Source organism: Mesorhizobium sp. M1312 (assembly GCF_040318115.1).
Lineage (GTDB): Bacteria > Pseudomonadota > Alphaproteobacteria > Rhizobiales > Rhizobiaceae > Mesorhizobium.
Map to the genome: position 1 here is coordinate 105848 of NZ_JAMYLQ010000015.1, position 23533 is coordinate 129380.

Genomic DNA, 23533 nt, shown 5'->3' on the forward strand with positions numbered 1-23533 from the left:
TTGTTTTATCCATGTCGTTATCCCAAAACCGCTGCGCACTTTTGGGCGACATGGATTATTGTACGCCCAGAAACTGCCTGAGCTCCGGCGTCCTGGGGTTGGTGAAGACGTCCTCGGGGGCGCCGATCTCGTGGACGCGGCCCTGATGCATGAAGACGACGCGCGAGCAGACGTCGCGGGCGAAGCGCATCTCGTGGGTAACCATCACCAGCGTCATCCCTTCCGCGGCCAATTCCCTGACCACGGCCAGCACCTCGGCGACGAGTTCGGGGTCGAGCGCCGAAGTAATCTCGTCGCACAGCAGCGCGATCGGCTGCATGGCGAGCGCCCGGGCGATGGCCACGCGCTGCTGCTGGCCGCCGGACAATTCGTCCGGCAAGGCGTCGAACTTGTGGGTGAGACCGACGCGTTCGAGCATTTTTCGCGCGACCGCCTCGGCGTCCTTTTTCGGCGTCTTCTTCACCACCATTTGCGACAGCATGACATTGCCGCCGGTCGTGAGATGCGGAAACAGGTTGAACTGCTGAAAAATCATGCCGACCTTCAGGCGCAGCGCCTTGAGATGAACCTCGTCGGGCAGGAACTGGGCGCCGGCGACGACGATCGAGCCTTCATCGATGGTCTCCAGCCCGTTGATGCAACGCAGCAGCGTCGACTTGCCCGAACCGCTTTTGCCGATGATGGCGACGACCTCGCCCGGCGCAATGTCGATGGAAATCCCCTTCAGCACCTCGTTGTCGCCGAAGCGCTTCTTCACCTCAGTGATTGCGATGAGCGACATTGAGCTTCCTTTCCAAGAGCTGGCTGGATTTCGACAGCGGCCAGCACAAAGCAAAGTAGATGAGCGCGACCAGGCCATAGACGGTAAACGGCTGGAACGTCGCGTTGGTGACGATCGAACCGGCCTTCGACAATTCGACGAAGCCGATGATGGAGGTGAGCGCGGTGCCTTTCACCACCTGCACCGAGAAGCCGACGGTCGGCGGCACCGCCACTTTCAGCGCCTGCGGCAGGATGACGTAGCGCATCTGCTGGAGACAACCCATGCCGAGGCTGGCGGACGCCTCCCATTGGCCTTTGGCGATGCTCTCGACGCAGCCGCGCCAGATCTCGGCGAGGAACGCGGCGGTCCATAGGATGAGCGCGACACAAGCGGCAAGCCAGGCGGGAACGTCGATGCCGAACAGGCCAAGCCCGAAGAAAGCGAGAAAGAGCTGCATCAGGAGCGGCGTGCCCTGGAACAGCTGGATGTAGCCGCGTGACAGAAGCCGCAGCCCCTGCCGGCCGCCGATGCGCAGGAAAAGCAGGGCCGCACCGACGATGCCGCCACCTATGAAGGAAACCAGCGAGAGGACAACGGTCCAGCGGGCAGCCAGAAGCAGGTTACGCAGGATGTCCCAGAAGCTGAACTCGGTCATGGCGCCTGTCTCATCGCGACGCCTTCCTCGGGAACAGCATCCAGCCCAGGCCAGCCAGCAGCTGGCGCAGCAGGATGGCGAGGGCCAGGTAGATCAAAGTGGAGACGATGTAGGTTTCGAAGGCCCTGAAATTGCGCGACTGGATAAAGTTGGCGGCGAAGGTCAGGTCCTCGGCGGCAATCTGCGAAACGACGGCCGAACCCAGCATGACGATGACGATCTGGGACGACAGCGCAGGCCAGATGCGCTGCAGCGCCGGGACCAGAACCACATACCAGAAGCTCTGGAACGGCGTCATGGCGAGGCTCGCGCCGGCTTCGAACTGGCCACGTGGCGTGGCCTGGATGCCGGCGCGGATGATTTCGCAGCTGTAGGCGCCGAGGTTGACGATCATGGCGAGGTTGGCCGCGCTCAGTTCCGACATCCTGATGCCAAGCGACGGCAGGCCGAAGAAGATGAAGAACAGCTGGATGAGAAAGGGCGTGTTGCGGATCAGCTCGACATAGGTCGCGACGACGGGTCTTAGCCATTTCGGCCCCAGCGCCCGCACCCAGGCGCAGGCAATGCCTAATGCGACACCGAACACCGCGCCGATCAGGATGAGCTGCACGGTGATCCGGATGCCCTTGAGCAGCACCGGCAGAGAACCGATCAGCCAGCCAAAATCGAACTGATAGGTCATGGCTTGCTACCTAAACCACACGCGGCGGGCGGCGATCACAAGTCAGCCGGCAGGTCCACCTTCAGCCATTTTTGCGAAATCGCGTTGAGGGCGCCGTCGGACCTGGCGGCGGCGATGATCCCGTTGACCTTGGCCATCAACGCCGGCTCCTCCTTTCTCATGCCGATGTAGCAAGGCGAGTTCTTGATCAGGAACTTGAGCTCCGGCCGCTTGGGCGGGTTCTTTTCAAGGATGGCGGCGGCGACGACATTCCCGGTCGCGATCACCTCGACCTGGCCCGAAAGGAAAGCGGAAATAGTGCCGTTGTTGTCCTCGTAGCGCTTGATCTCGACGCTCGCGGGCACGACTTTGGTCAGTTCGAGGTCTTCGATCGCGCCGCGGGTGACGCCAATGGTCTTGCCGGCGAGGTCTTCCGCCTTTGCGACCGCGACATCCGCCGGGGCGAACACGCCATTGTAGAAGGGGGCGTAGGCTTCGGAGAAGTCGATGACCTTCTCGCGATCGGGATTCTTGCCGAGGCTGGAGATGACCAGATCGACCTTGTTGGTCTGAAGATAGGGAATGCGGTTGGCGCTGGTGACCGGGACGATCTCGACCTTGGCGCCGAGTTTTTCGCCAATCAGATTGGCGATATCGATGTCGTAGCCTTGCGGCGTCATGTCGGCGCCGACACTGCCGAAGGGCGGGAAATCCTGTGGCACGGCGATGCGGATGGTGCCCCGCGCCCCGATGTCGCTCAAGGCGTCAGCCCGCGCCTGCGGAAACGGAGCCATGGCGATTCCAGCCACGGCGGCGAAGGCCAGCATGCACACATTGCGACGGTTCATTATTTTTCCCTTTGACTGAACAAAACCGATTGGTCGCCGGGGCAAAGCAACAGACATGCCAACCATCGAAATCGGCGCGAATGGGGCTTTCTCATAGGATAGGGACGGCATTCTTCACGACCCAATGCCGCCCGACCAGCAGGCTGCCTAAATATTGTGCAGTGCGGAGATTTGCTGTCAGTCGTAGGTCAGATCCGTCGCCTTGCCGCCGAAGACGCGGTAGGCATAAAACGAATAGAAAATGATGATCGGCAGCACGACCACCGTGCCGGCCAGGATGATGGCGAGGCTTTCAGGCGCGGACGCCGCCTGCCAGATGGTCAGCCTGTCAGGCACGACGAAGGGATAGAACGACCAGGCGAGCCCGGCAAAGCCCAGCGTGAAGATGGCGGCCAGCGTCAAGAATGGCGTCAGCGCATGGCGGTCGTCCGCCTTAGGCAAATGGAAGGTCTGCCGCCACAGCCAGGCGAACAGCACCGCCGACAGGATCGGCAGCGGCGACAAATAGAGCATGGCGGGCCAGACGAACCATTTGTCGAAGATGCGCGGACTGGCGAGCGGCGTGGCCAGCGAGACGGCGACCATGCCGAGCGCGGTCAGCACCAGCGCCCGGCGCAGCCAGAGCACCGCCTTCTTCTGCAATTCACCTTCCGTCTTGTAGATGACCCAGGCCGCGCCCATCGCCGCATAGGCGGCGGCAAGGCAGAGCGCCACCAGCGCGCCGAAGGCCATGCCGCCGAGGCCGACATCCAGGCCCAGCACATAGATTCCCAGCATGTAGCCCTGCGCCAGCGAGGCGATGACCGAGCCCAGGAAGAAGATGCGGTTCCAGCGATGCTTCCGGCCGGCCGGCACCTTGGCACGGAAATCGAAGGCAACGCCGCGCAGGATCAGGCCGACAAGGAGCAGGAAGACCGGAATGTAGAGCGCGGTGAGGATGGTGCCGTGCGCCAGCGGGAAGGCGACCAGCAGCAGGCCGACGGCCAGCACCAGCCAGGTCTCGTTGGCGTCCCAGAACGGGCCTATTGCTGCGATCATCGTGTCCTGCTCGGCGTCCTCGGCCGCCGCGAACAGGATGCCGATGCCGAGATCGAAGCCGTCGAGGATGACGTAGATCAGGATGGCAAGGCCCATCAGGCCGGCGAAGATGAGGGGGAGCAATGTCGGCCAGTCGAGGGTCATCACCATCCTCCTATTTCGCCGCCGGTTGCGACAGCGGCGCATCGAGAACGCCCGGCAACGGCGAGGTATCGCCGTCCTTCGCCGCCTTCAGCGCCAGATAGACCAGCACGCCGAGATAGGCGATCAGAAGCAGCGCGTAGAGGATGAGATAGACCGCAAGCGACAGCGCGACCTGGCCGCCGGCGACCGGGCCGACGGCATCGACGGTCTTGAGCACGCCGGTGACCAGCCAGGGCTGGCGGCCGATCTCGGTGGTGTACCAGCCGGCCAGCGTCGCCAGCCAGCCGGACAGCGCCATCGGCACCATCACCAGCGCCAGCGGTCTCGGCAGGCTGTGGCGTCGCTTGAGGAAAAAGGCGGCCGACCAGGAGACGACGAGCATCAGGGCGCCGGTGCCGACCATGATGCGAAAAGCCCAGAACACCGGGAAGACCGGCGGGTGGTTGCCGGCATAGTCGTTCAGCCCCGGCACGACGCCGCTGGCGCTGTGCCTGAGGATGAGGCTGGCGCCGTCGGGGATGGCGACTTCGAATTTGTTCTCCCTTGCCGCTTCGTCGGGAAGCGCGAAAAGGACGAGCGGGACATTGGGGCCGGTGTTCCAGTTGGCCTCCATGGCGGCGATCTTCTGCGGCTGATGCTCGAGCGTGTTGAGGCCATGCTGGTCGCCTGCGAAGATCTGAATGGGGATCAGGATCGCCGCGGTGAAAACACCGGTGCGCAATGCCTTCCACATCGATTCCGAGCGGTCGCCATAGAGGTAGCGCAGCGCCGACAGGCCGGCGATCAGGAACGAAACCGTCAGGCCGGAGGCAAGCAGCATGTGGACGAGCCGGTAGGGCATCGACGGGTTGAAGACGATCGCCCACCAGTCGGTAGCGTGCGCTACGCCGTTGCGCATCTCAAAGCCGACCGGCGTCTGCATCCAGGAATTGAGCGCGATGATCCAGAAGGCCGACAGGGTGGTGCCGCCGGCCACCAGCACGGTTGCCAGCGTGTGGATGCGATTGGAGACGCGGCGGAAGCCGAACAGCATGATGCCGAGGAACGCCGCCTCAAGGAAGAAGGCGGTGAGGATCTCATAGGCGAGCAGCGGGCCGGCGATGTTGCCGACGGTCTCCATGTAACCCGGCCAGTTGGTGCCAAACTGGAAGCTCATCGTGACGCCCGAAACCACGCCCATGGCAAAGGACAGCGCGAACACCTTCACCCAGGTGAAATAGGCGCGCATCCAGGCGGAATCGCCTGTGGCGTTGTAGCGAAGCTTGAAGAACAGCAGCACCCAGCCAAGCGCGATGGTGATAGCCGGAAACAAGATATGGAACGAGATGTTCGCGCCGAATTGGATGCGCGAAAGGATGAGCGGGTCCATGGTGGGCTCCGGCTGCTGCTATGTCAGGGAAGATAGGCCGGATGCGCCAAGCGGTCAAAGCGGCGTGGCGTCACGCGAGGCGGAACGCCGCAGGACTGCGGCAGCGGTGGATGCATCTTTCGCATGCCGATGTCCAGAACTGTCAGGAGTGCCATTGACTTCCGGCTGCGCGCACCGACATTCAGCGGACTAAAATTAACAGTTCTCCTTTCAAGCAGCCGTTTTTCAGCCATGCCATCCATCATTTCCATTGCCGGGGTCACAAAGACCTACGCCACCGGTTTCAAGGCGCTGAAGGAGATCAATCTCGATATCGAACGCGGCGAGATTTTTGCGCTGCTCGGGCCGAACGGCGCCGGCAAGACGACGCTGATCTCGATCGTCTGCGGTATCGTCAACCGCTCGTCGGGCACGGTCACGGTGGACGGCCACGACATCAGCCGGGATTATCGCGCCGCACGCAGCCTCATCGGGCTGGTGCCGCAGGAACTGACCATCGACGCGTTCGAGAGCGTGTGGGCGACGGTCAACTACAGCCGCGGCCTGTTCGGCAAGCCGGCCAACCACGCCTTCGTCGAGAAAGTGCTGCGCGACCTGTCGTTGTGGGACAAGAAGGACGCCAAGGCGATCACCTTGTCCGGCGGCATGAAGCGGCGGCTGATGATCGCCAAGGCGCTGTCGCACGAACCGAGGGTGCTGTTCCTCGACGAGCCGACAGCCGGCGTTGACGTCGAGCTGCGTCAGGATATGTGGGCTATGGTGCGCCGGTTGCGCGAGGATGGCGTTACCATCATCCTGACCACGCACTATATCGAGGAGGCCGAGGCGATGGCCGACCGCGTCGGCGTCATCAATCGCGGTGAGATCGTGCTGGTTGAGGACAAGGTGCAACTGATGCGCACGCTCGGCCGCAAAAGGCTGTTGCTGGAACTGCGCAGTCCGCTCGCCACCATACCCGAGACGTTTTCGCGCTACGCGCTGGAGCTTTCGCCGGACGGCAATCAACTGACGTACACCTATGACAACCAGAGCGAACGGCCGGGCGTCGCCTCGCTGCTCCGCGACCTCGAGACGGCCGGCATCCAGTTCCGCGATATCGACACGCAAAACAGCTCGCTCGAGGAGATCTTCGTCAACCTGGTGAGGAAGGACGCATGAACCTGCGAGCAGTCTGGGCGATCTACAAGATGGAGATGGCGCGCGCCTTTCGGACCGTGCTGCAGAGCATCGTCTCGCCAGTCATCTCGACATCGCTCTATTTCGTCGTCTTCGGCTCGGCCATCGGCTCGCGCATCACCGAGATCGACGGCATCAGCTACGGCGCCTTCATCGTGCCGGGGCTGATCATGCTGTCGCTGCTGACACAGTCGATCTCCAACGCCTCCTTCGCCATCTATTTCCCGAAATTCGTCGGCTCGATCTACGAATTACTGTCGGCGCCGGTGTCCTATCTGGAGATCATCATTGCCTATGTCGGCGGTGCGGCGACCAAGTCGATCATACTCGGCCTGATCATCCTGGCGACCGCGTCGCTGTTCGTGCCGCTAACTATCGAGCATCCGTTCTGGATGCTCTCCTTCCTGGTGCTGACGGCGGTGACCTTCAGCCTGTTCGGGTTCATCATCGGCATCTGGGCGAGAAGCTTCGAGCAGCTGCAGCTGGTGCCGCTGCTGATCATCACGCCGCTGACCTTCCTTGGCGGCAGCTTCTATTCGATCGACATGCTGCCCGGCATCTGGCGCACGGTGACGCTGTTCAACCCTGTCCTCTATCTGGTCAGCGGCTTTCGCTGGAGTTTCTACGGCAAGTCCGACGTCTCGATCGGCATCAGCCTCGGCATGACCGTCGTTTTCCTGCTTATCTGCATAGCGATCGTCGCGTGGATATTCAGGACCGGCTACCGGCTGCGGAACTGACCGGCTTACAGCACGCTGAGCCGTGGGCTAGGCCGGCATCCCCTGAAAGATTCCCCTGGACGGCGGTCGAATAGGCGAGCGAGAAATCGCCATGCCGGCGGACCAGCCAGGCGCTCGACATGGGCCCGCTCCTGCCGGATGACCTTGGGCGCGGCGCCCTCGATCAGGCGGTCGAAATGATTGCGCAAGGAGGGCGTGGTCGAGATTCCGCGTGCAGCGCTTCGGAATTGGGATGCCCGCAAGCCCGCGGGCTTCGAATCATTGGTGGCAGCGAGAATTGAACGGAAGCCCCTGGCAATTGGGCATAAATTGGCAATTGGGCATAAAAAAGGAGGGACTTCGGTCGAGCCAAAACCCCTCTTTCACGATTTACCAGCGTGGACCTGGGAGCGCGATGATCTCTAGACCGCGATCTTGCCACCGCCCTGTTTGGTGATGGCGACGACCGACGGCCGCACCGGCATATCGGGCTTGAAGTCGGGCCAGCGGGTCGACGGGTCCTCATAGTAAGAGGGACGGCCAAAAGCCTCCCAGTCTTCGCCGCCGTCGGCCGGATGCTGAACCGCGACGAAGGCGGTCTGGTCGTCGGGCGTGAATAGCGGGCCGCACAGTTCAGCGCCGATCGGCACGCGGAAGAACAGCTTTGATGTCGCCCGTGCCTCGCCTTCGGTGTCGACCGCCCACAGGCCATCGGTGCGACCGGTGGCCTTCGGGCCCTGGCCGTCGGTCGAGACCCAAAGCCGGCCGGCCGCATCGATGGCGCAATTGTCCGGCATGCCGAACCAGCCATTGGCGGTGGTCGCGGTCGAGAAGGTGGCGCCGACTTCGGCCACAGCGGGATCACCGCATTTCAGCAGCACTTCCCACTTGCCCTTGGTGGCAGTGAAATCACCACCGTCCACGACGATCTCGATGATGTGGCCGAAGGCGTTTTCGGCGCGCGGGTTGGCGGCATCGACCTGGTCCGTCTTGCGTTTAGAATTGTTGGTCAACATGACGTAGACTTTGCCTGTCGTCGGATTGGGCTGGATATCCTCGGGGCGGTCCATCTTGGTGGCGCCAAGCAGATCGGCGGCACGGCGCGTCTCGATGAGCACGTCGGCTTGGCTGGCAAAGCCGTTCTCCGCCGTCAGCGGGCCCTGGCCGAAGACGATGGGAAGCCATTCGATCGAACCGTCCTCGGCGAATTTGGCGACATAGAGCGTGCCGTCGTCGAGAAGATCCATGTTGGCGGTGCGGTGCTCGGCGTTGAACTTACCGGCCGTGACGAATTTATAGACATAGTCGAAACGCTCGTCGTCGCCGAGATAGAAGACGACACGGCCATCCTTGGCGACGATCGATTCAGCGCCCTCATGCTTGAAGCGGCCCATGGCAGTGCGCTTCCTTGGCACCGAGGTCGGATCGCTGACGTCGACCTCGACGATCCAGCCGAAGCGATTCGGCTCGTTCGGCTCCTTGCCGATGTCGAAGCGGTCGTAGTGCGCCGCCCATTCATAGGCGCCTTCGGGAATACCCAGGCGCTTGTAGTTGGCGGCTTCCTTGTGGCCTTCCGGCAACTCGCCCGAGAAATAGCCGTGTATGTTTTCCTCGGCCATGACGTAGGTGCCCCAGGGCGTGACGCCCCCGGCACAATTGTTGACGGTGCCGAAGACCTTCGTGCCGGTCGGATCGGCACTGGTCTTGACCCGGTCGTGGCCGGCGACGGGGCCGGACAGTGCCATCTCGGTGTTGGCGGTGATGCGGCGATTGAGCTTGCCGTCGCGCACCACCTGCCATTTGCCTGATACCTTGCGGATTTCGACGATGGTGCCGCCATGCGCGGCCATCTCGATATCGACCTGTTCCTTGCTCAGCGGCGCCTGCTTGGCCTCGCCATCGACGATAGTGACAAGGCCCGGGAACATCAGATGCGGGTTGGTATACTCGTGGTTGACCACCAGCAGGCCATGCTCGGCCGAGCCGTCGATCGGGATATAGCCGACATAGTCGTTATTGTAGCCAAACTGTCTTTCCTGGGCCTGCGCCGACTGTTTTGTCGGATCGAATTCCGGCGAATCAGCAAACAGCGGATCGCCCCAGCGCAACAGCACGTCGGCGTCATAGCCGGCGGCGACGTGGTGCTTGTCATCGACGCCTGCCTCGACCTCGGCGAAGGCGAAGGCCGAGCCGGCGGCGGCGCGGGCATCGTCGGCGAGGATCAGCGCGAGCGGGCTGACGGTGGCAGCGATGGCGGTTGCCGCAAGCGATCCCTGCAGGAAACCACGGCGCGAGAAGCGCGCGGCGATGATCTCGCCCATCGTCTGGTTGTCTGTGGGATTGGCTCCTGGCCCATCGTTTTCCTCAAGCAAGCTGGTGCGGAAATGGGCGTTTGGGGAAAGATGTCCGGTCGAGCGATGTTCAGTCATGGGGGCTTGCCTCTGGCTTCTTGGGATGGCTGGAGCGTGTTGCTTGACTGACCGCGTATCGCCGGGAGATCACAGTTTGATGACGTTGCCGGCCAATTTCCAGCCCCGATTTCGTGTCCATGATCAGCCTCGCTTGACCGCGACCGGCGCTTCAGAAACAAGATCTGCGGCAGGCGGAAGGAACCGCATCGAGAGGGACAAAAAGTGAGTTTCTGGGGACTGGGGCAACTCGGCATTTCGACAGTAATCTTCCTGTTGGCGGCGACGGCGGCCAAGCAATGGGGACTGGCGCCGAGTCTCGGTAAGATCATTTTGACGCTGGCGCTCTATTCGGCGGGCAATCTGATCATGCTGAGGCTGATCCGTGAATTCGGCATGTCGGTGTCGTTCAGCCTGTCGGCGGTGATCCAGCTGGTGTCGGTGAACGTGGTGGCCCTGGTGTTCTTCGGCGAGCGCGTCAATGCGTTGCAGGCGACCGGCATCGTGCTCGCCGTCGCAGCTGTGGCGCTGATCACGCTCGGGCCCTATCTGCAAAAGCTATAGTCGCGCAGACCCCGAAATCGGAATCGATTTTCGGAAAGGATCATGCGCAAAAGTTACGTGCTACAGCGTCCTTTGCGCGTTCAAAAGGACGCGCGGCGCTGTAGGACGATTGGGCCGATGAAGAATACCGCAAGCAAGCTGCTCAACTGGATCGAATTCCCGGTGCTACTGGCCGGACTGGTCATCGCCGGCGGACTGTGGGGGTTCGAGGAACTGATGGAAGTGGCGCGAGACACCACGCCGCACGCCTTCGACACGGAAATCCTGCTCGCCTTCCGTGAAGCGGGCCAGCCCGACAATCCGATCGGACCGCCATGGCTGGAAGGGGCGATGCGCGACATCACCAGCCTCGGCAGCGCCAGCGTACTCGTGCTGATGACAGCGGCGGTGATCGTCTATCTGCTGCTGATCCACAAGCCGGGACCGGCGTTTCTCGTCTTCGTCGCGGTGGCGGGCGGGCAGGCCCTGTCGAGCACGCTGAAGCTCGGAATCGACCGGCCGCGCCCCGACCTTGTCTCGCATCTCGCCGACGTGGCGACGCTTTCGTTTCCGAGCGGCCACGCGATGCTGTCGGCGGTGACATATTTGACGCTGGGCAGCTTGGCGTCGCGCTTCCTGCCTGGGCGAACGACCAAGGTCTATGTGCTGGCACTGGCGGTGCTGACGACCCTGCTGGTCGGCATCAGCCGCGTCTATCTCGGCGTTCATTGGCCATCCGACGTGCTGGCCGGCTGGTGCGCCGGCTTCGCCTGGGCGATGCTGTGCTGGCTGGCCGCATGGGCGCTACAGCGATGGCGCGGGCAGACCGTCGGCGGCTGAACCGGCTGGTCAGACGGCGCTGTGTCGGTCGGCGCGCGGTCAAATCAGCGTGTTGAGGATCTTACGCCCGCAACCTGCCAGCAGGAAAACTGTTGACACACGACGCGTAGCGCGCGGGGCTCCCCAGGACGCAAGCGCCCGTGCACGCCTGACACATGCATTATGATGGTTGAACCATCATAATGGCGGTATTATACATGTGGCGCAGACTCAGACAGGGGTTTTAACCGATGATCACTGCCGCGCAGATGCGCGCCGCAAGGGCGCTGGCCGGCATCGATCAGAAGACGCTCGCCGAGCGCGCCGGAGTATCGCTTCCAACCATCCAGCGCATGGAAGCGAGCGACGGCGTGGTCAGGGGCGTGGTCGACACGCTGATGAAGGTCATCCAGGCCCTCGATGAGGCCGGCGTGGAACTGGCGAGAACCAGGTCAGCGAGCGCGGCGGCAGGGGCGTGCGCCTCAAGCCGGTCGTGCCGCAGAACTCGCCCGGCTGAGCCGACAAAAGTCGCGACGGCGACCGCCGACAGTCCTGCCGACGATCCCGCCGCCTCCTTGGTTTTTATGCGTGCCCCAAACCGCTGTGCACTTTTGGGCGGCATGCGTCAGCAGCGGAAGGCAGTCCATGGATCGAAACCGGCGGGCAATTCATCAACCGGCGCAGCCGACATTTTCCGAACTGTTCACGCCGAAGGTGGTGACGGTGCTGCGCGAGGGCTACACATCTTCCGACCTCACCGAAAGCATCGTCGTCGGCTTCGCGCTGGGCTCGATCCTGTTCATCGACCGCATGGCCAAGAGCATTGCGGTTGAGCCGGACCAGAGACTGGTGCAGGACGATGTCGCCGACAGAACCGGCGCCGCCAACGCATATGATTCCAGCGAAGCCAGCGATGCCGACACCGTCGTCTACCGGATTTCGGGCGCCTTCTTCTTCGGCGCCGCCTCGACCGTCGCCACGGTGCTGGACCGCATAGCCGACCAGCGCCAGAACTTCATCCTCGACTGCTCCGCAGTGCCGTTCTTCGATTCGACGGCAGCCAACGTCATCGAGGGCGCGGCCCACAAGGCGAGGGGCGCCGGCGTGCGCTTCATCATATCAGGCGCTTCGCCGCAGACACGTCGCATGCTGATCAACCACGGCGTCAAGCGGCCGCTTGTGACATACGCCGCCTCGATCAGGGATGCGCGGGCGCAGTTGAGGGGGCGACTATAGGTCTCTTAGCTTTCACCATTTCCGTTTTGGAATATCAAACGCTTGGATATGACCGATTAGCGCGGATCCATATCGCCCCCGCAGCTTCTCGATGAATTGTGGCTCCACGCTATTCACGAAACCCAACATTCCCTTAAGAAGCCCCAGTTCCGTCGCGTCCAATTTATCCTGAGATGCGCGATGCACCGTGGCGTGTAGGAGCCGCTTTCGAGCATGGCCTACAGAGACCTTCCCATCGTTGGTGAGCGTTAGCCCCGTGACCTTGCGGCCATACTTACGAGTAACTCGCGTTGTCTTTTCATTGTTCACGGTGAGTTTCGGGTAATCCAGTCCTCTAAGGGTAGATCGTACCATCTTCTCTACATTGACGAGATGACCTGTTCGCGGAGCGGAAAAGGTAAGTTCGTCGGCGTAGCGGGTGTAAATCACGTGATCTTTCGCCACAGCCTCCGAAATGCGTTTGTCGGATTCGAACAGAAGGGCGTTCGAAACAAACGGCGAAGAAGGCGCTCCAATCGCCAGGCGTAAAGTCGAGCTTCCCTTCGGGCGTTGAAACATCAGCAAGCTCGTTAGCTGGACATCCACTGGGTCGCTGATCGCACCAGTTTCCTTGCAGAACTCTGCCCAATCATGAGGTTTGATCGACGGAAAGAAGTCCTTGAAATCCATCTTTAGGATAGGGCCATCACCTACATGACGAAGCGCATTGTCCTTTATTGACATCCCCTCGCGATACGCGGTTGCGGCTTCATGCACGGGGAGCTTGCGCAACAGTACGTCGATGAGGGCCCGTTGGAGTAGTTTCACCTCACGAGCAGGTTGAGAAATTGTTCTGTTCCCACCAGAGCGCTTGGGAATTTGATAGGTCTTATACCTTATGGGCGCCTTTCGGATGATGCGCTCAACGAGGCCCATCTCCATCCCGGTTTCGATGGCTAGAATTCGTACTATATCGCTCATTTGAGCGCATCTTTGAACGCTGCCTGAATCACGCTGAAGCGCGCGTCGTCATTCGCCTTCCAGAACTCGCTAATTTGAGCGCGCCACCTTTCTCGAGGCTCAACCTCTTTAGCCTTTCGAAGCTTATATTCGATCGCGTCAGCCTTGTTGGGTATGGCGCAGTAGTAGTCAACAAAGCCGCGTCTATCTTTCAGTATCCACTCGGCATTGATGGCGCAGAGCAGATAGTCAGCCAACTTGCCGTGCTTAAGCTTCACGTCGAAGTCGGCGACCAAAGCCTCGATTTCCTCGATCGTTAGCGCCCCGTAGTGCTGGATCAGTCCGACAATGAGCTTGATGATGTGGCCGGGCCGCTCAGGGTTAAAGGTAGTCGGCTCCTTCACTTCACTGCGACGTGCGTTGATGGCAGCCACGATCCGGCTTTCAAAGACACCGATGTTGAGATCGCCGACATCTTTGATGCTTTTGATATTGAGGTCGTTCCTGTTGACGACACAAACCGATGATTGCCCAATGCTGTTTTGAAGGAAGAGAAGCGGGCCGAGCCTGATAAAGGAATCGGCATTGTAATTCTCGTCATCAATCACGACGAGCAGCCGGTCGGCTATCTCCTTGATCATCGAAAAGGCGCCGAGTTCGGTGAAGCTGCCATTGCTCTCCGAAAACAGAACGACCAGATCCACTATCTCAGCGAATTCCGTCTCGAAGCTGAGAATGTCCTTGTACTGACCATGGGGAGGGAAGATCCTGAAATCTTCCGGCATAATGGTGTGATACGAGCGGAGACCTGGGTTGGTGTAGATACGCGTGAATGCTTCGCGCAGAGAAATTGGCTTTGAATTCTTAATGTCGGTCTGACCGCCGCACAGAAATATAAGCGGGCTCGGGGCACGCACATGTATCGTGCCCGTGTCAATTCGATCAATGAGATCGACTATGTCACCCCGGCTATCACTTACCCTTGGAGGTGTGGAAGAACGTGGAGTTTTACCGAGCGGAGCGGCCACTTGTGGCGGTAAAGCACCGCGTTGTTCCACACCGGATAAAACCTATCAATCAACTGAGGTCTGACGAAACGTCGGACCAAGCACGAAAAGTGCTTTTCACGTAAGCTGTCCACTGTCTCTCACCCCCCAAAGATTCTGTCAAGCAGAGTGCCCTTGGTTATTGTGAAGAGCAAGACCCGGAAGGTACGAGCAGACTAATAGCGGTGGTCTGACCAACAAGAATTTCATCGGCTGGGTCATCGCCCACATCGAGAACGAAGCGACCTTCGTCAGCTTCTCCAGGCGGCTGCGGCCGGAGACGGCGGAGATGGTGAAGCGCGAGGCGGAGGAGCTGGCAGAACGCGCCAAATTGCTTGCCCATCACGATCAGCACACGACGCCCGAAGACGGGCTCACCGGCTACAAATGGACATTTGCCTTTGACGCGAAACCCATTCCGGCGATCATGCCGATCGGGCCGCATCCCCGCGACGCCGGCGCGCGGGCGAGCGACCGGTCCGCTGGCGCGAAGGGTGGACACCCGCTACCGGCATAGGCGAGCCTACTCGGCGGCCTTCGTTCCCGGGTCGACAGCCATCATCTTATCCTCCCAGAGCATCTGCCGGTAGTCGAACCCGTATTCCAGCGTCGGCTTGACGATGCGGAAATAGGGCGACAGGTCGAAATCGCGCGGCGTGTAGAGCGAATGGTGGCGGATGTGGAGGATTTCCTTGCGCGAATAGTTCGACTGGGCCGAGGCACGACCGGGCGCCCGGGTGATCTCGGGCAGGACCGGATAGCGGATCTGGCCATAGGCCTCGGCAATCAGCGAGGAACAGATGGCCCGGGTCGGGTCGCCGGAGCCGAAAGCCAGCATGCGGCGCCGCCAGCGTACCGGTACCGGCGGCGTCGGGAAGAAATAACGCAGCATGTCGAAGATGTTCTTGAGATCGTATCTGAGGCCGAGCTTGCCGATCATGAAGGCAACGACCTCGTCGCGATCTTCCGGCGCCAGGCCGCTCGCCCGGCAGATGCGCGTGTTGTAGGTGCGGTAGCGCGATAGCGGCACGGCGATGCAGCCATCGCCAAGCGTGACCTCGATAAGGCGCCGCCGTTCCGATCCGTCCGCCGGTTCGGGTAAGGCATCGCCAACATAGAAGGCCGCATGCGACCAAGTCGACTGGGTCAGGTATTTGATCGCCGCCGAGATCTTCTGGTTGCCCTCGATGAGCAGGATGTCGCCGGGTTCGAGCGTCCGGCGCAACGTTTCGGCATCGGAGGGCGTGTAAGGCTCGTAGCCGGAAGATTCCTCCTGCAGCCGGCCGGCAAGCCAGCGGCCAAGTCGGTCCAGAAGCGTGTCGCCGGTCTCGATCATGCCAGACGGCGATTACCACAAGCCGGCGGACTAGGCCATGATCCCGAACCGAAGGACCGCGTCAGCCAGCGGCGCCGGGCGCGCCGGCGTCTTCGCGCGGCGCGGCGGCCAGATCGTCGCGCGCCTTGCGCGCGAGTTTCCTTGTCGAGCGCCTGGGGCTATCGCCGAACAGATCGGCTGCCGCGGCGAGACAGGTTTTTTTCAGGCTTTTCTCCGAGCGCTTCAACAGCTTGCTCAGGAGCCGCGTTTCTTGGGGAGAGCCGAGCGGCCGGTCGTCGGCATCGAGAAGCGCACGCAGAACGAACACATCATGCAGTTCGCCCAGTCTTTCGCCGAGTTCGTCGACCGCCTTGCGCCGGGCCTTGATCGGCGTCGGCCACAGCCTTCCGAGCAGCGACAGGTGCATGCCGTGAGTCTTTGCCGCCTTACGCAGATCGTGGAAATCGTCGGCCTCACCGCGGGAGCCTGCCTTGTCCAGCGCCTTTCTGGCGCGACGCAGCGTGATGCGGGCGCCTTCGGCAAGCACGTCGGCGGCCTGTTCGGGCTGGTCGGGCAAGGTCAGCAAATCGATCCGGCTGATGCCCTCCTCGCAAGCGGCAATCGCCGCAGCTATCGCTGCGCCGAGGCCGGCTCCCCCATGCAATTCGTGCTGGCGCGCCACGAGCGTGTCGCGAACGGCATCGAGACCGCCGCCGGCGCTTTGCTCGGGAAAGCTTGCTGCCAGCCGGTCGATGGTTTCAACCAGCGCGGATGCCTCGCGCGGACCGGCAAGCAGGGCAGCCACGTCTCGGTAACACTGATTCTCGGTCCCGAAAAATGTTTCGTCTCCGGAATGGACCAGGCGCAGCAAGGCGCGCACGTTCTTCAGCCGCTTGCGGCATTTGTGCAGCGCCTGCTCCGGCCTGTCATACGCCGCGTCCAGATGGACGAGCGCCTTGCCGATCTCCTCGGCGAGGATGCGCCTGACCTCGCCGGTCAACGGCAGGCGCGGATCGATGCGATAGCTCATGCGGCGATCTCCGGAACCCCCTCGATTGGCGAGCGACGCGTTGTAGAATCTCTGCTCGCCGGTGACTTCGCGGCCGAGCCAATCTGGCAGCATTTCGTCCTGCACGTCCTCGGGCGTCTCAAGCTCGGCGACCACCAGACCCTTAAGCGTCCCGCCGAAGACATCGACTTCATAGAGATGGCCGCGATGCCTAACATGGTGGCGTGTCTTCTCGATGACACGTCCGATCGCGAAGGCCAGCATCTCTTCCGCCTCCGCCAGAGGGATCGGATATTCGAATTCGTCACGTTCGCAGGCCTTGCTGCCGAATTTGAGCGTCAGCTTTGCCGAGGCGCCGTCGCTGATGCGCACGCGGACCGAGCGGTCGGGTGCGGCGGCGAGATAGAACTGGCGAATGCGGATGTCCGCCTCGACCAGATCCCGCCACTGCGCGCCGGAGACCAGGAACTTGCGCTCGATTTCCTTGACCATGGCTTCGCAAATAAAAGCGCGTGCGGCTGGAGATGGCAAGATGGGGGAGGGGGATTGACTTTAATCATTCGATTGATTAAATACTCGGTGTGAGCAAGCCAACAAACGCCAAAATTCTGCGCCGCGAGACATCTCCCGCCGACATGACGCGCACAGCACTTGTCCGCGCGGCGCTGACGCTGTTCGGACGGCAGGGTTTTGACGGCACCTCGACGCGCGAGATCGCGGCTGAGGCCAAGGCCAATATCGGCTCGATCGCCTATCATTTCGGCGGCAAGGAAGGGCTTCGCGCGGCCGCGGCCGATTATATCGTCGACACCATCCAGACCATTGCCGGCCAGGCGATCGGCAATCTGCAGACGCCAAGCGATTCCAAAGGGGGCGATTCAGAAGCGGGCGACCCCGAAGCGGCGCGGGCACAACTGTTCACCGCGCTGGAGCGGATGGTGGCCTTCATCGTGGCAAGGCCGGAGGCCGGTGAGATCGTGCAGTTCGTCCTGCGTGAACTTTCGCATCCGACGGCGGCACTCGACCGCATCTATGACGGCGTGTTCGAGCCGACGCATCGCCGGCTCTGCCTAATCTGGGAGGAGGCGACGGGCGAACCGGCCGAAAGCGAGGCTACCCGACTTACCGTATTCACGCTGATCGGCCAGGTCGTCTATTTCCGCATCGGCCGCGAGGCGGTGGTGCGCCGCATGGGCTGGCGCGGGATCGGCGATGCCGAGGCCACCAAGATCGCGGCGGCGGTGACGGATAACCTTGGCGCCATATTGGCCGCCCGAAAGGATGGTAGGTCATGAGTTTCCTCTGCTCTGTGCCGCTCGCCGCCCTGCTTTTCAGCGCCTGTGCACCGGCGGCACCACTCGCCGTCGGTTATGTCGAGGGCGACTATGTGCTGCTCGCGCCGATCGAGGTGGCGCAGGTCGAGACGATTTCGGTCAAGCGCGGCGACCGCGTCGCGCCGGGTACGCCTGTGGTGACGCTGGAAAGCGCCGACGCAAAAATAGCCGTCGCGCAAGCCGAGGCGGCCCTTGCCCAGGCCCAGGCGCAACTTGCCGACCTGCAGGTCGGCAAACGGCCGGAAGAGATTGAGGTGCTCAAGGCGCAGGTCGACATGGCCAAGGCGCAGGCCGCCGACGCCAAACGCAGATACACCCGCGCCAGCGATCTGTTCAAACGCGGCACCGGCACGCAGGCCGATTTTGACACCGCCTCGGCCACGCTGGAGACAGCTAACGCGCAGGTCGGCCAGGCGGAGGCCAATCTCGCCGTCGGCGGCCTGCCGGCACGGCCGGAAACGATCAAGGCCGCCGAGAATCAGGTCAGCCAGGCGCAATCGGCGCTGGAGCAAGCGCGATGGCGGCTGTCGAAGCGCGTGCTGGCGGCTCCGTCGCCCGGCCGCGTCAACGACGTGATCCGCAATCCGGGCGACACCGCCGGCCCGACCGCGCCTGTTATTTCGATTCTGCCGGATGGCGCGGTAAAGCTCAGCGTCTATGTGCCGGAAAGCGCGTTCTCGTCGGTGGAAGTCGGCACGCTGCTTAACGTCCATTGCGACGGCTGCGGGCCGGACTTGAAGGCTCGCGTCAGCTACGTGTCGCCGGACCCGGAGTTCACGCCGCCGGTGATCTACTCGCTCGAGACCCGGCAGAAGCTGGTCTATCTGATCGAGGCGCGGCCGGAGGGCGATGCCGGCGCGCTGCAACCGGGGCAGATCGTCGATGTCGAACTGGCGGATATCGGCCAATGAATGCCATCGATGTCCATGGCCTGGTCAAGCGTTTTGGTGACAAGACCGTCGTCGACCATGTGACAATGACGGTGGCCGAGGGCGAGATCGTTGGCTTCCTCGGCCCGAACGGTTCGGGCAAGACGACGACCATCCGCATCATGTGCGGCCTGCTGACGCCTGATGAGGGCGAAGGCACGGTGCTCGGCTTCGATATCCGCACCGACAGTCTGAGGATCAAGCGCGAAGTCGGCTACATGACGCAGAAATTCTCGTTCTACGAGGATCTGACCATCGCCGAGAACCTTGAATTCGTGGCGCGGCTCTATGGGCTGAAGCCGCTTGACGAGCATGTCGGCAAGACGCTGGAGGATCTTGGCCTCACCTCGCGCAAGGACCAGCTGGCCGGTACGCTGTCCGGTGGCTGGAAGCAGCGGCTGGCACTGGCCGCCTGCATCATGCACAAGCCCAGATTGCTGCTGCTCGATGAGCCGACGGCGGGCGTCGATCCGAAAGCCAGGCGTGAATTCTGGGACGAGATCCATCGGCTGGCCAGCGGCGGACTGACCGTGCTGGTCTCCACCCATTACATGGACGAGGCCGAGCGCTGCCACCGCATCGGCTACATCTCCTACGGCAAGATGCTGGCCACCGGCACGGTCGACGAGGTGGTCAGGAATGCCGGACTGACGACCTTCGTGGTGCAAGGCCCGCAGCTCGATCGGGTTGCTGCCGCACTCAGCGGCCGCCCCGGGGTCGACCAGGTGGCGCCGTTCGGAGCGACGCTGCACGTCGTTGGTTCCGACAAGAAGGCGCTTCAGGCAGCGCTCGCCGATGTCGAAAAAGAGCACAAGGGCGTCAGGGTGACGCCGGGCGAGACCAGCCTGGAGGATGTGTTCATCCAGTTCATGTCCGGCTCGAAGGACAACATGGGATGAAAAACGGGATAAACAGCGTCTTTTCCCTCGCCAGGCTCGGCGCGCTGCTGATCAAGGAGTTCATCCAGATGCGGCGCGACCGCATCACCTTCGCCATGATGCTGGGCGTGCCTCTGATGCAGCTGGTGCTGTTCGGTTATGCCATCAACAACGATCCGAAGAGCCTGCCGGCAGCCCTGGTGGCGATGAGTAGCGATCATTACACGCGGGCCATGGTTTCGGCACTGCAGACCACCGGTTATTACAGGTTCGACCATGTCGCACAAAGTGCCGCCGAGGCGGAATTCCTGATGGCGCGTGGCGACATCGCCTTCGTCGTCACCATCCCCGCCGATTTTGCGCGGCGGGTCGAGCGCGGCGACCAGCCGCAGATCCTGATCGAAGCGGATGCCACCGATCCGGCCGTCGCCAGCGGCGCCATCTCGACGCTCGGCACCGTCGCCAACCAGGCGCTGCTCAGGGCACGCGGCATGCAGGAGACGGCCGCCGAAGCTGCCCGGGGCCAGCTCGAAGTGGTGGTGCACCGGCGCTACAATCCGGAAGGTATCTCGCAATACAACATCGTGCCCGGCCTGCTCGGCCTCATCCTGCAGATGACGATGGTGATGATGACCTCGATCGCGCTAACGCGCGAGACCGAGCGCGGCACGATGGAAAACCTGCTGGCGATGCCCTCCAGCCCCCTTGAGATCATGCTGGGCAAGGTGCTGCCCTATCTGGTGGTCGGCGCCGTGCAAGTGGTGGTGGTGCTGGCGGCGGCCAAGCTGCTCTTTGGCGTTCCCTTCACCGGGTCGTTGTCACTGCTGCTTGCGGCGGTTCTGGTCTTCGTGTTGGCGCTGGTGCTGCTCGGCTACACCATCTCGACGATGGCGCGCACGCAGATGCAGGCACTGCAGCTCACCTTCTTCTTCTTTCTGCCGTCGATCCTGTTGTCGGGCTTCATGTTCCCCTATCGCGGCATGCCAGGCTGGGCGCAGATCTTCGGCGAGATCCTGCCGCTGACGCATTTCCTGCGCATCATCCGCGCGGTGATGCTGAAGGGCGCCGACCTGCCGGCGGTCGCAACCGAAATCGGCTGGCTGGTGGTGTTCGTGGCGCTGTTCGCCGGCGTGGCACTGGTGCGATTCCGCCGGACGCTGGACTAGCTCAAAATTCAGTCAGGCTGGCTGCCTTCAATGGCCGACGCGGACGTTGCCAGCCCCGTCTAGCTTTGGCTGCGGTGGGCCTTCTCTTCATTCGCCAGATACTGGTGGACGAACGCAATCGCCATGCTGCCCTCGCCGACAGCCGAGGCAACCCGCTTGACCGGGCTCAAGCGTACGTCGCCGCAGGCAAAGACGCCGGGCGCACTGGTTTCGAGCAGATAGGGGTCGCGGTCGTGCGACCAGCCCCCGGCCTTCTTCACATCGTCCCCGGTCAGCACGTATCCGCGGGCATCGCGCACCACGTCGGCTGGCAGCCACCCGGTCTCTGCGTTGGCGCCAATGAAAACGAACAGCCCGCCGCAATCGTGCCGGCTCACCTCGTTGGTGGACTTGTCGAGAATGTCGATCGCCGTCAGATGAGTCTCACCGTGCACGGCCTGGACTTCGGACCGAAGCTGGACTTTTACGTTCGATTTCGCCCTGAGCTGCTCGATCAGGTAGTGGGACATGCTGTCTGCAAGCGCCGGGCCGCGCACGAGCAGTGTCACGCTGCGCGCATGGCCCGAAAAATGCAGTGCTGCCTGGCCGGCCGAGTTGCCGGCGCCGATCAGGAAGACGTCCAGTCCATGGGTGGTGCTTGCCTCGCTGCGCGCGGCTCCATAATAGACGCCCTTACCAATAAGCCGGTCGAACCCGTGTACGGCGAGACGACGCCATGTCACGCCTGTCGCAAGAATGAGGCTGCGCGCCCGCACGGCATTGTCACCGTCGAGAAACAGCTGGTGCGTCGCCGGATCGATGCCGGCGACGGAGCGGGTGACCAGGATTTCGGCACCCAGCCGTCTCGCCTGCTGGAGCGCACGACTGGCCAGTTCGTCGCCGGAGATTCCGCTGGGAAAGCCGAGATAGTTCTCGATCCGCGACGATGTCCCCGCCTGTCCGCCGGGCGCCTCGCGCTCGACGACGATCGTGCGCAGCCCCTCGGATGCGCCGTAGACCGCTGCGGCAAGGCCGGCCGGCCCGCCGCCGATGATCGCGACATCGTATTCGGCGCCGCGCGGGCGCGTCTGCAGCCCGAGACGCATGGCAAGATCGCGCACGGCGGGATTTTCCATGATCTCTCCGTCCGCCAGCCGGGCAACGGGACCATCGAGAGCCGGCGTGCCCAGGGCAGACCAGAAAGCCTCGGCATCGGGTGTGTCGGGCAACAGCCAGGTGAATGAGATCTGGTTGCGGGCCAGAAACCGGCGCAGATCACCGCACGCCGTGTCCCAGCGATGGCCGACCAATGTCACGCGCGGCTTCTGCGGCTCGGCAGTGACGCTCTGCAGCCCGCCCATCCGCTCACGGGCAAGCGCGCTGACCTTTTGGGCTACGTCCTTTGAAACCGCGGCGATGGAGTAATATTGCTGAACCTCGAGGCGCATGACGCGGGACGGCTCAGTGGCGCGATAGCCGCCCGGAAAACCCGAGCCGAGCGCAATCGGCACCTCACCGAATATCGTTCCCGGCAGCCGCCAGCCGAGCGTCCGCTCGACGCCGTCGAAGGTCTTTACGACTTCGATCTTGCCGGCGAGAACCGCAAACAGCGCGGCCTCTCCACCCTCATGAACCGCGAACTCTCCGGCGCTGAGATGAAGGTCGGCGGCCGTCCGCGCCAGGCGCTCGAGCTCGCCCGGCGGCAAACCCGAAAACAACGGGATTGCTCCCACTTCACCAACTGTCAGCATGGTCCCTCGCGGGAGCCAATTAGCGTTGTTTTCCCGTTTTGATCAACAGAAAAAGGGCGGAGCCTCGCCTTGGCTGATAGCGTGAAGCAGCGCGGCTTGAAAAGCGCATTGGGTTGTGCCGATACGCGGGATTATTCGGATCGAGGTTCATGCCGGCTTCCCGGGACCGGCGGCAATTCTGGCGCATCCAGGCCTTTGAAGGGATCGCGCCAGGCGTCGATTTCTTCAAGCTGGCGATACCAGCGGCTGACCGAAGGGTAATCGTCGAGCGGCAACCTGGCGACATCGTTGAAGGGCAGAAACGTCGCCATTCGAAAGTCGGCATAGGAAACCGAATTTTCGACCAGCCATTCTCGCTCGGAAAGCGCGGCCTCAAGTGTTGCAGCAGCCGTGCGGAAGTCTCTCAGCCCCTCCTCAACCCGGTCCTGATCGATCGGGCCGAGCCCATACCGCTGTTTGGTCCCGCGCTCGAAATGCACGACGTCGCAGGCTCTCGCGAAGTTCTCCTTGCTCCAACTGAGCCATCGGATCATCTCGGGTTCGTCGTCGCCGGTGCGCCAGAGATCCGAATGCGCGCCGCGTGACAGCCGGCAGGCTATGGCATCGGCCTCCCAGAGGCTCTTTCCCGAGCCTACGAGTATGGGCAGTGAAAGATTTGGATTCAGCGGGCGATATCGCTCCGCCTGCCCGGGAGCGAAGGGGGAGGCGAATTCAAACTCGACCTTCGCGTTGAGATAGCGTGCCACCGCGACCGCGAGGCGGGGATTGGGATTGCGGCTGAAGAGCAGTTTCATTCCGTGTCAGCCTT

At 62.4% G+C, this 23533-nt stretch carries 23 protein-coding genes and 3 pseudogenes; 11 read left to right on the forward strand and 15 right to left on the reverse strand.

All coding sequences use genetic code 11. From position 1 onward, the window contains the following. Window positions 1-55: 55 nt before the first annotated feature. The 7 genes from NKH36_RS18695 to NKH36_RS18725 form a co-directional block, all read right to left on the reverse strand. Window positions 56-781 (reverse strand): amino acid ABC transporter ATP-binding protein, encoded by a 726-nt coding sequence (locus NKH36_RS18695; protein ID WP_352960292.1) that lies wholly within the window; start codon window positions 779-781, stop codon window positions 56-58. After that, on the reverse strand, window positions 759-1418 hold the full coding sequence (locus tag NKH36_RS18700; RefSeq protein ID WP_352960290.1) for an amino acid ABC transporter permease: 660 nt from the start codon (window positions 1416-1418) through the stop codon (window positions 759-761). The genes NKH36_RS18695 and NKH36_RS18700 overlap by 23 nt, the downstream gene beginning before the upstream one ends. Before the next feature lie 10 nt (window positions 1419-1428). Further along, window positions 1429-2100, reverse strand: a complete 672-nt coding sequence (locus tag NKH36_RS18705) for an amino acid ABC transporter permease (protein ID WP_352960288.1) — start codon at window positions 2098-2100, stop codon at window positions 1429-1431. A 35-nt stretch (window positions 2101-2135) separates the two neighbouring features. Beyond that, entirely contained in the window at window positions 2136-2906 is a 771-nt protein-coding gene (locus NKH36_RS18710; RefSeq protein WP_352960385.1) for a transporter substrate-binding domain-containing protein, read from the reverse strand. 198 nt (window positions 2907-3104) lie between these two features. Beyond that, window positions 3105-4109: a cytochrome d ubiquinol oxidase subunit II gene (locus NKH36_RS18715; RefSeq protein WP_287099114.1), complete on the reverse strand. Its 1005-nt coding sequence runs from the start codon at window positions 4107-4109 to the stop codon at window positions 3105-3107. 10 nt (window positions 4110-4119) lie between these two features. After that, a complete protein-coding gene (locus NKH36_RS18720; protein WP_352960286.1) occupies window positions 4120-5478 on the reverse strand; it encodes a cytochrome ubiquinol oxidase subunit I in 1359 nt (452 codons plus the stop codon). Between the two features lie 23 nt (window positions 5479-5501). Further along, window positions 5502-5711 carry a hypothetical protein gene (locus NKH36_RS18725; RefSeq protein ID WP_352960284.1) on the reverse strand — a complete coding sequence of 70 codons (210 nt, stop codon included), beginning with the start codon at window positions 5709-5711 and terminating at the stop codon, window positions 5502-5504. On the opposite strand from NKH36_RS18725, the gene NKH36_RS18730 reads away from it, so the two are divergent. Both NKH36_RS18730 and NKH36_RS18735 read left to right on the forward strand, forming a co-directional pair. Beyond that, window positions 5710-6636 (forward strand): ABC transporter ATP-binding protein, encoded by a 927-nt coding sequence (locus NKH36_RS18730; protein ID WP_352960282.1) that lies wholly within the window; start codon window positions 5710-5712, stop codon window positions 6634-6636. The genes NKH36_RS18725 and NKH36_RS18730 overlap by 2 nt on opposite strands. Beyond that, window positions 6633-7394, forward strand: coding sequence for an ABC transporter permease (locus tag NKH36_RS18735; protein ID WP_352960280.1), 762 nt, complete (start codon window positions 6633-6635; stop codon window positions 7392-7394). The genes NKH36_RS18730 and NKH36_RS18735 overlap by 4 nt, the downstream gene beginning before the upstream one ends. Window positions 7395-7795: 401 nt before the next feature. Here the strand turns inward: NKH36_RS18735 and NKH36_RS18740 are convergent, their stop codons facing one another. After that, complete coding sequence (locus NKH36_RS18740) at window positions 7796-9802, reverse strand: PhoX family protein (RefSeq protein ID WP_352960278.1); 2007 nt, start codon at window positions 9800-9802, stop codon at window positions 7796-7798. 204 nt (window positions 9803-10006) lie between these two features. Between NKH36_RS18740 and NKH36_RS18745 the strand changes: the two genes are divergently transcribed. From NKH36_RS18745 to NKH36_RS18760, 4 genes and pseudogenes are all read left to right on the forward strand, one after another. After that, a complete protein-coding gene (locus NKH36_RS18745; RefSeq protein WP_352960276.1) occupies window positions 10007-10345 on the forward strand; it encodes a hypothetical protein in 339 nt (112 codons plus the stop codon). Window positions 10346-10462: 117 nt separating this feature from the next. Further along, a complete protein-coding gene (locus tag NKH36_RS18750) occupies window positions 10463-11164 on the forward strand; it encodes a phosphatase PAP2 family protein (protein ID WP_352960274.1) in 702 nt (233 codons plus the stop codon). Window positions 11165-11394: 230 nt separating this feature from the next. Further along, window positions 11395-11660, forward strand: a pseudogene (locus tag NKH36_RS18755) (helix-turn-helix domain-containing protein). A 233-nt stretch (window positions 11661-11893) separates the two neighbouring features. Next, a pseudogene (locus tag NKH36_RS18760) lies at window positions 11894-12379 on the forward strand (STAS domain-containing protein); the annotation flags it as partial. 12 nt (window positions 12380-12391) lie between these two features. On the opposite strand, the gene NKH36_RS18765 reads toward NKH36_RS18760, so the two are convergent. Beyond that, window positions 12392-13339 carry a retron St85 family RNA-directed DNA polymerase gene (locus NKH36_RS18765; protein ID WP_352960272.1) on the reverse strand — a complete coding sequence of 316 codons (948 nt, stop codon included), beginning with the start codon at window positions 13337-13339 and terminating at the stop codon, window positions 12392-12394. Then, a complete protein-coding gene (locus NKH36_RS18770; protein WP_128241693.1) occupies window positions 13336-14235 on the reverse strand; it encodes a retron St85 family effector protein in 900 nt (299 codons plus the stop codon). The genes NKH36_RS18765 and NKH36_RS18770 overlap by 4 nt, the downstream gene beginning before the upstream one ends. A gap of 418 nt (window positions 14236-14653) precedes the next feature. Here NKH36_RS18770 and NKH36_RS18775 point away from each other — a divergent pair, with 418 nt between their 5' ends. Next, a complete protein-coding gene (locus NKH36_RS18775; protein WP_352960268.1) occupies window positions 14654-14881 on the forward strand; it encodes a hypothetical protein in 228 nt (75 codons plus the stop codon). 6 nt (window positions 14882-14887) lie between these two features. Here NKH36_RS18775 and NKH36_RS18780 read toward each other — a convergent pair whose 3' ends face one another. The 3 genes and pseudogenes from NKH36_RS18780 to NKH36_RS18790 form a co-directional block, all read right to left on the reverse strand. Then, a complete protein-coding gene (locus NKH36_RS18780) occupies window positions 14888-15700 on the reverse strand; it encodes a C40 family peptidase (protein WP_352960266.1) in 813 nt (270 codons plus the stop codon). A gap of 61 nt (window positions 15701-15761) precedes the next feature. After that, entirely contained in the window at window positions 15762-16709 is a 948-nt protein-coding gene (locus tag NKH36_RS18785; protein ID WP_352960264.1) for a CHAD domain-containing protein, read from the reverse strand. A 102-nt stretch (window positions 16710-16811) separates the two neighbouring features. Next, a pseudogene (locus NKH36_RS18790) lies at window positions 16812-17180 on the reverse strand (CYTH domain-containing protein); the annotation flags it as partial. A gap of 143 nt (window positions 17181-17323) precedes the next feature. Here NKH36_RS18790 and NKH36_RS18795 point away from each other — a divergent pair. The 4 genes from NKH36_RS18795 to NKH36_RS18810 are packed head-to-tail and all read left to right on the forward strand — an operon-like array spanning window position 17324 to window position 20995. After that, entirely contained in the window at window positions 17324-17983 is a 660-nt protein-coding gene (locus NKH36_RS18795) for a DUF1956 domain-containing protein (RefSeq protein ID WP_502912068.1), read from the forward strand. Further along, window positions 17980-18933: an HlyD family secretion protein gene (locus NKH36_RS18800; RefSeq protein WP_352960261.1), complete on the forward strand. Its 954-nt coding sequence runs from the start codon at window positions 17980-17982 to the stop codon at window positions 18931-18933. The genes NKH36_RS18795 and NKH36_RS18800 overlap by 4 nt, the downstream gene beginning before the upstream one ends. Continuing rightward, a complete protein-coding gene (locus NKH36_RS18805) occupies window positions 18930-19850 on the forward strand; it encodes an ABC transporter ATP-binding protein (RefSeq protein WP_352960259.1) in 921 nt (306 codons plus the stop codon). The genes NKH36_RS18800 and NKH36_RS18805 overlap by 4 nt, the downstream gene beginning before the upstream one ends. Before the next feature lie 8 nt (window positions 19851-19858). Next, window positions 19859-20995 (forward strand): ABC transporter permease, encoded by a 1137-nt coding sequence (locus NKH36_RS18810; protein WP_352960383.1) that lies wholly within the window; start codon window positions 19859-19861, stop codon window positions 20993-20995. Window positions 20996-21054: 59 nt separating this feature from the next. Here the strand turns inward: NKH36_RS18810 and NKH36_RS18815 are convergent, their stop codons facing one another. Beyond that, window positions 21055-22725, reverse strand: a complete 1671-nt coding sequence (locus NKH36_RS18815) for an FAD-dependent oxidoreductase (RefSeq protein WP_352960257.1) — start codon at window positions 22723-22725, stop codon at window positions 21055-21057. A 131-nt stretch (window positions 22726-22856) separates the two neighbouring features. Further along, the gene (locus NKH36_RS18820) at window positions 22857-23519 is read right to left on the reverse strand and encodes a glutathione S-transferase family protein (RefSeq protein ID WP_352960255.1); all 663 of its coding nucleotides are present in this window, start codon (window positions 23517-23519) and stop codon (window positions 22857-22859) included. Window positions 23520-23533: the final 14 nt, after the last annotated feature.